The 6,245-nt window shown below is 62.4% G+C and carries 6 protein-coding genes and 2 pseudogenes; 4 read left to right on the top strand and 4 right to left on the bottom strand.

Translation table 11 applies throughout. The features are described from left to right. Nucleotides 1–514: pseudogene (locus AKL29_RS45100) on the bottom strand (hypothetical protein); the annotation flags it as partial. 552 nt (nucleotides 515–1,066) lie between these two features. On the opposite strand from AKL29_RS45100, the gene AKL29_RS19035 reads away from it, so the two are divergent. Both AKL29_RS19035 and AKL29_RS19030 read left to right on the top strand, forming a co-directional pair. Next, nucleotides 1,067–1,879, top strand: a complete 813-nt coding sequence (locus AKL29_RS19035) for an amino acid kinase family protein (RefSeq protein ID WP_028332938.1) — start codon at nucleotides 1,067–1,069, stop codon at nucleotides 1,877–1,879. Nucleotides 1,880–1,893: 14 nt separating this feature from the next. Beyond that, nucleotides 1,894–2,718 carry an amino acid kinase family protein gene (locus AKL29_RS19030; RefSeq protein ID WP_050385190.1) on the top strand — a complete coding sequence of 275 codons (825 nt, stop codon included), beginning with the start codon at nucleotides 1,894–1,896 and terminating at the stop codon, nucleotides 2,716–2,718. Between the two features lie 221 nt (nucleotides 2,719–2,939). On the opposite strand, the gene AKL29_RS19025 is transcribed toward AKL29_RS19030, so the two are convergent. Continuing rightward, nucleotides 2,940–3,224 (bottom strand): hypothetical protein, encoded by a 285-nt coding sequence (locus tag AKL29_RS19025; protein WP_050385270.1) that lies wholly within the window; start codon nucleotides 3,222–3,224, stop codon nucleotides 2,940–2,942. 303 nt (nucleotides 3,225–3,527) lie between these two features. On the opposite strand from AKL29_RS19025, the gene AKL29_RS19020 reads away from it, so the two are divergent. Beyond that, nucleotides 3,528–3,899: a cupin domain-containing protein gene (locus tag AKL29_RS19020; protein WP_050385189.1), complete on the top strand. Its 372-nt coding sequence runs from the start codon at nucleotides 3,528–3,530 to the stop codon at nucleotides 3,897–3,899. A gap of 26 nt (nucleotides 3,900–3,925) precedes the next feature. Here AKL29_RS19020 and AKL29_RS19015 read toward each other — a convergent pair whose 3' ends face one another. Both AKL29_RS19015 and AKL29_RS19010 read right to left on the bottom strand, forming a co-directional pair. Continuing rightward, nucleotides 3,926–5,059, bottom strand: coding sequence for an acyl-CoA desaturase (locus tag AKL29_RS19015; protein ID WP_152977669.1), 1,134 nt, complete (start codon nucleotides 5,057–5,059; stop codon nucleotides 3,926–3,928). A gap of 352 nt (nucleotides 5,060–5,411) precedes the next feature. Further along, nucleotides 5,412–6,020, bottom strand: coding sequence for a TetR/AcrR family transcriptional regulator (locus AKL29_RS19010; protein WP_050385268.1), 609 nt, complete (start codon nucleotides 6,018–6,020; stop codon nucleotides 5,412–5,414). 112 nt (nucleotides 6,021–6,132) lie between these two features. On the opposite strand from AKL29_RS19010, the pseudogene AKL29_RS45095 reads away from it, so the two are divergent. Then, a pseudogene (locus AKL29_RS45095) lies at nucleotides 6,133–6,245 on the top strand (PspA/IM30 family protein); the annotation flags it as partial.

Below are 6,245 nucleotides of genomic sequence, written 5' to 3'. Positions count from 1 at the left end.
GGGAATTGGTGGGAGTCCAGAAATAGGCGCCGGTTGCGGACGTGCCGCCGTCCCAGAACTGATACTTGGTGGCGGCGTCTCCGTTGGCATCAGAGTAGCTCAGCCAATTCTCGACTTTCGACCATGTATTGATGTGCAGCGACTGGTCGTTGATGGTGGCAACCGGAGTTGCGTTTGGAATCGTCGTGAACGTGAACGACGCCCAGTTACTCCAATCAGTCCCGTCGAAGGCACGCACCCACATCGTTTCCGAGCCACTGACCGAACCAGACTTCAACCACACATCGGAAAGGTCCGACGCCGCTACGTTGATGACAATGTTGGCATCCCAGTGGGAATTGGTAGGAGTCCAGAAGTAGCCGCTGGTTGCGGACGCACCGCTGTCGAAGAACTGAAAGCTTTGCGCAGGATTGCCGTCGGCGTCGAAATAAGTCAGCCACGGCTGTATTTTTTGCCAGTGGTTGGACGCCAGGCTGTGGTTGCCAATCGTGACGACCGGTGCGGTATTGGCCATGGTTTGCTTCCTCGCGGCGGGCCGGTCGACACCGGCTAATTTCCAAGGTGCAGCGCAATCAACTTTGCCCTCGTAAAGCGGGCTGGTCCTGCCAGCGTCATTGGGCCGAGAGCATTCCAAAACTCAGCAATATCAGGTCAGCATTGCAGAATTGGGATGTGACGTCTGTGACAGGAATCACCTGTACTGGCCAAGAGTGCTGCGGCAAAATGCCCGGACGTCGCTGTCGAACCTTACGTCGAGATTCGCGACGGTAACACGCTGGGATCGACGGTTTGCCGCCTTCTGCAGCACCTTCGGCCAGTGCCGGTCCACGCTGTGCTGGCGGCAATCACTCCTCGACCGTCGTACGCCGGCGCAGTTGTGAATCGCGAAGCGATGGTCGCTGCGCCAGACCGCGGCTAGCGCGTGCCCGGAATAGTTGCGTCATTGCGGGACGTTAGGACGTCAGCGCGGCTCCATTGTCATTGCAGCTTGAGACCTGCCCGGCTTGCCGTTACCAGTGCAGTCCGGCAGCAATGCCGAGCGCATTGGCGATAAGGAACGGTTCTCATGGCGAACACGACGGCGGAGCTTGAAGCGCTCCTGATGCAGCGATCGTTGACCGATCCGCAGCTTCTGGCGACGGCGGAGGCGGCATCGGACTTCCGGATCCTGCCGGATGCCACCGTGATCAAGATCGGCGGGCAGAGCGTCATCGACCGCGGCCGCGCCGCCGTCTATCCGCTGGTCGACGAGATCGTCGCGGCCCGCAAGGCGCACAAGTTGCTGATCGGGACCGGCGCGGGCACCCGCGCCCGGCACCTCTATTCGATCGCGGCCGGGCTTCGGCTGCCGGCCGGCGTGCTCTCGCAGCTCGGCGCCTCGGTCGCCGACCAGAACGCGGTGATGCTGGGCCAGCTGCTCGCCAGGCACGGCATCTCCGCGGTCAGCGGCGCCGGACTTTCGGCCGTGCCGCTTTATCTCGCCGAGGTGAACGCCGTGATCTTCAGCGGCATGCCGCCTTACGGCCTCTGGATGCGGCCCGCACCCGAGGGCATGATCCCGCCCTATCGCACCGATGCCGGATGCTTCCTTGTCGCCGAACAGTTCGGCTGCAAGGCGATGATCTATGTGAAGGACGAGAACGGCCTCTACACCGCGAACCCCAAGACCTCGAAGGGCGCGGCCTTCATCCCGAAAATCTCGGTCGCCGAGATGAAGGCGAAGGGATTGCAGGATTCTATCCTCGAATTCCCGGTGCTCGATCTGCTCGCCACCGCGCGCCATGTCCGGCAGGTGCAGGTCGTCAATGGCCTCGTCCCCGGCAACCTCACCCGTGCGCTCGCGGGCGAGCATGTCGGCACCATCATCACCGCGAACTGAGCAGGGACACGACCATGGATGACACCATCAAGCACGTCGCCTCGCCGCTCGCGCGCCAGACCCTGCTCGACAGCGATCTCACCCGCCCCGTTGCCGGCGGTCGCCCGATCCCGCTGCTGCCCTGGGTGCAGGTGGTGAAGATCGGCGGCCGCTCCATCATGGATCGCGGCCATGAGGCGATCCTGCCGATCGTCGACGAACTGCGCGCACTGCTGCCCGAGCATCGCCTGCTGATCCTGACCGGCGCCGGCATCCGTGCCCGCCACCTTTACAGCGTCGGTCTCGACCTCGGACTGCCGGTCGGCTCGCTCGCGCCGCTCGCTGCCAGCGAGGCCGGCCAGAACGGCCATATCCTAGCCTGCCTGCTCGCGCCGGAGGGCGTGTCCTACATCGAGCATCCGACCATCGCGAGCCAGCTCGCGATCCATCTCTCCGCGGCCCGCGCCGTCGTGGGCAGCGCGTTTCCGCCCTATCACCATCATGAATTCCCGGTCTCGCGCATCCCGTTGCATCGCGTCGATACCGGTGCGTTCCTGATTGCCGATGCGCTCGGCGCCGCCGGGCTGACGATCGTCGAGGATGTCGACGGCGTCTACACCGACGATCCGAATGGTCCCGAGGGGAAGAAGGCGCAGTTGCTGCGCGAGGCCAGCCTCGCCGACCTTGCCAAGCTGAAGGGCACGCTGCCGTTCGATCCCGCGCTGCTCGAGGTGATGGCCAATGCGCGGCATATCGAACGCGTGCAGGTCGTGAACGGCCTCGTTCCCGGCCGGCTCACGGCGGCGCTGCGCGGCCAGCATGTCGGGTCGATCATCCGCACCGGCGCGCGGCCGGCTTAAATCGAGCCGCGGACTCCACTTCACCTCGCCCCGCGTGCGGGGAGAGGTCGGAAAGCATCGATAGATGCATTCCGGGTGAGGGGGAGTCTCCGCGGACGCAGCTATCGCCGTACGCGCGGAGGCGGGCCCTCACCCCAACCCTTTTCCTGTAAGAACGGGGAGAGGGAGCACAACGCCATTCGAACTAATCTAGTCGGTCCTTTCAGCGCGCGACCGAGGGACTACTTGATCGTCGCGTGCACGGTGATGACCGAGGTGCCGGATGCCTTTGGCCCCTGGCCCGTCGCCTTGATCGCAAACGTATCGCTGCCCTTGTACTTGGCTTTCGCCCTGTATTCGAAGGTCGATGCGTTGATCTTCTTCAGCTTGCCGTAGGCCGGCTTCTGCGAGATCGACGAGTCCGTCACCGTGCCGCGGATCCCGATCGGGATCTGGCAGCTTTGGCCCGAGGCGACGTCGATATCGCCGCTCGAATTCTCGCCCCAATCCGCCAATGTCATCGACATCGAACATTCCGGCACGGGCTGCGCCGAAGACGCCGGCGTGACATTTAATGCAAAGATGAGCGCCAGGGCGGCGACCCCCGACGTCCGCGTGGTGACGATACTCGTTTTCATGCAAGGCCCACTGCTGAAGGTTCTCGGCGCAGGAATCCTGCAACGTGGGAGCAGGGGTGGCAAGGGCTTCGCCTCGCCCGCGCGACATGTGTTGAAATGCTTGGGCGCTTGTTGCGTCGTCGAAGCGCCCCCATAGTCACCGCAGACTTGATCTGATCGGGGCGAAGGCGCGCGTGACAGGGAAGGGTTCCAATGGCTGAAAGCAGCGACGGTCAGGCAAAAGCTCAACAAGCCGGATTTGCCGGCGTCACCCGCAGGACCCTTGAGCGTCTCGCTTTGCCCGGCGATGATCGCGAGCTTGTCGTTGCCGAGGTGACCTATCCGCCCGGCGGGGTCGCTCCGCTGCACCGGCACCCCGTTGGCGGCGTGGTCTTCATCGTCGAAGGCGTTGCCGAGTCCGCCTATGGCGACGAGGCGCCGCGCCAGTATCGGGCGGGCGAGACCTTGCAGGATCGACCCGACGTTCCGCACACGCTGTTTCGCAATTGCGACCCGCACCGGCCGCTGCGCTTCCTGACCATCTACGCGCTCGAACCCGGGCGCGCCTACGCGATGGAGCCGTGAGGTTGGGAAAAGGCCAAGGCAAAATGTTACGGTTGGCTCACCTGAGGTTTCGGGTTTGCGCCGGCCATCCGAGGTGGAACGGCGAGCAGGAGGCAAACCGACTCCACCAGGAGTTCATGCGCACGGTCGACAATGTCGTCCAACGAACTCGTCTTCGCGAACATGGCCTGGGCTTCAGCCAACAACCGGTCGCGCGTTGGTATGCTGGGCAGATGCAAGTCGGCGCGATGCTGTAACAGAACAAGCGCTTCCCGCACCGACAATCCGGTTTCGTGGACCGACGATTTGATAGCCTGCGCGATGTACTCGGGATTGAAGCGACCAGCGAGTTGTTCAGCCGTTCGCTTTATCACACGCGATCCTAAGCGCTGCTCGTTGCGGAGAACCTGCGTGGGCGGCGCCTTCAGATTCCAGACAATGCCGAGCAAGGACAAGGTCACCAAAACATAATAGGTCACATCAATCTCCCACCACCGGAAGCCTTGCCGCGCACTGCTTTGGTAGGCGTGATGATTGTTGTGCCAACCCTCACCCATCGTAAACAGAGCCAGCAGCCAATTGTTGCGGGAATCATCGCCCGTAACGTACCGCTTGCGCCCGTGAACATGCGCGAGGGAGTTGATGCAAAACGTGGCGTGATACAGCAGCACGGTGCTCCAGAAGAAACCGACCACGAGCCCGGGCCATCCGGCGATGAGGAAGCACAGACCTGCGACCACGATCGCCGGCAAGACCTCCAATCTGTGAAGCCACATCAACTCCGGATACGAGGCAAAATCCGCAACTTTCGTCAGATCAGTTGCATCGTGCTGTCGATAAAAAATCCACCCGAGATGACTGTACGCGAAGCCTTTATGCCCCGGCGAATGCACATCTTGCTCGGTATCCGAATGAAGATGGTGATGTCGATGTTTCGCGGCCCACCAAAGGACGCTTTTCTGGGCGCTGCTTTGGGCGAGGAATGCGAGGATGAATTGAAACGTCCTGCTCGTTGAGTAGGCCCGATGCGAGAAGTACCGATGATAGCCGGCGGTGATCGCAAACATGCGCAGCCAGTATAGGGCGACGCAAATTGCAGTCGCTTGCCATGAGACGCCCGTCCAGATCGCCGCCAGACACCCTGCGTGGACCAGCAGAAACGGGAGGACCTGCGGGTACATGATGTCGTCGTGTTGCTGATCTAGATCGATATTGGTGGACACGCTCGCGACCTCAGTTGTTTCAATGCGCGGGCCGCCCGGCCGGATGCTCAAATCCCGGCTTTGGCGGCATTGCACGCGGAGTAATGGTAGCTCCCCGGTCGGTAGACAAGTCGCGGGGTTGCCAAACCAGCGGCTCTGCTAGTACATTGGTTGCAAAAGCAGCATGGCGCCGATTGCCGCAGCTTACGCGGCGCGCAGATTGTTCAGTCCGGTGGTCCGCAACGATTTCAAAAAGCAATCTTCTGTCCTTCGTTGAGAGTGATCAAGCCGGCGCGTTCGCGAGGGCATCGTGTGGTTGCAGGCATCCGCGCTATTCCTTCTTCGCCGTCAGCCCGTCGACCATCGCGCGCGTCAACGTTGCGATCTCGCTGCGCAATGCGCCGATCGGCACCGCGATCAGCTTGTGCTCCAGCCCGAGCGCGACCATGCCGTGCACGGCCGAGAACAGGCTGCGCGCGGTGACGCCGAGTTGCGCCGGCGAACGCTGCGGAAACAGCGCGGCGAGCGGCTTGTAGATGTGGCGGAACAATTCCATCTGCTCGGTGATGGCCCATTCCGGCACCGGCTTGCCGGGCTGCATGCGATGCTCGAACAGCGCGCGCCACAGTTCGAGATTGTCGGCGGCGAAGTCGCAATAGGCGACCGCGATCCGCACCAGCATCTCGCGCGGCGCCGCAGCCCCGCCGATCTCGGCCAGCGACAGCGACGCGTCGAGCCGCGCCAGCGTGCGCGAGCCGACGCGCAGGATCAACTCGTCGACATCCTCGACCAGATTGTAGACGCCGCCATTGGCGACCCCGATTTCCTGGGCCAGTTCGCGGGTTTTCAGGCCGCCGAGACCCTTTGCCGCAATCGCCCGTTCCGCCGCCTCGATCAGCGCTTCCCGCAGTTTTGCCCGTCGTTCCAATGCCTTGGACATCTTTGATCCTTCGTTAACCATCGCCTTGAGCGTCGCTCAAATAATTCTTGAGCAATGCTCATTATGTGGTACAAGAGATTCATGAGCGATGCTCATAACAGGGAGCGATGAAATGTTCAAAACTGTTTTCACTCTTTTCCGCGGCACCGTTGCGGTGGCCGAAGAGGAACTTCAAGACCGCACCGCGCTGGTCATCCTCGACCAGCAGATGCGCGATGCCGCCGC

It is taken from the genome of Bradyrhizobium pachyrhizi (genome assembly GCF_001189245.1).
In the GTDB taxonomy this organism is placed as follows: domain Bacteria; phylum Pseudomonadota; class Alphaproteobacteria; order Rhizobiales; family Xanthobacteraceae; genus Bradyrhizobium; species Bradyrhizobium pachyrhizi.
The sequence above is the reverse complement of the archived record's forward strand: the minus strand, read 5'-3'. Positions and strand labels throughout refer to the sequence as shown.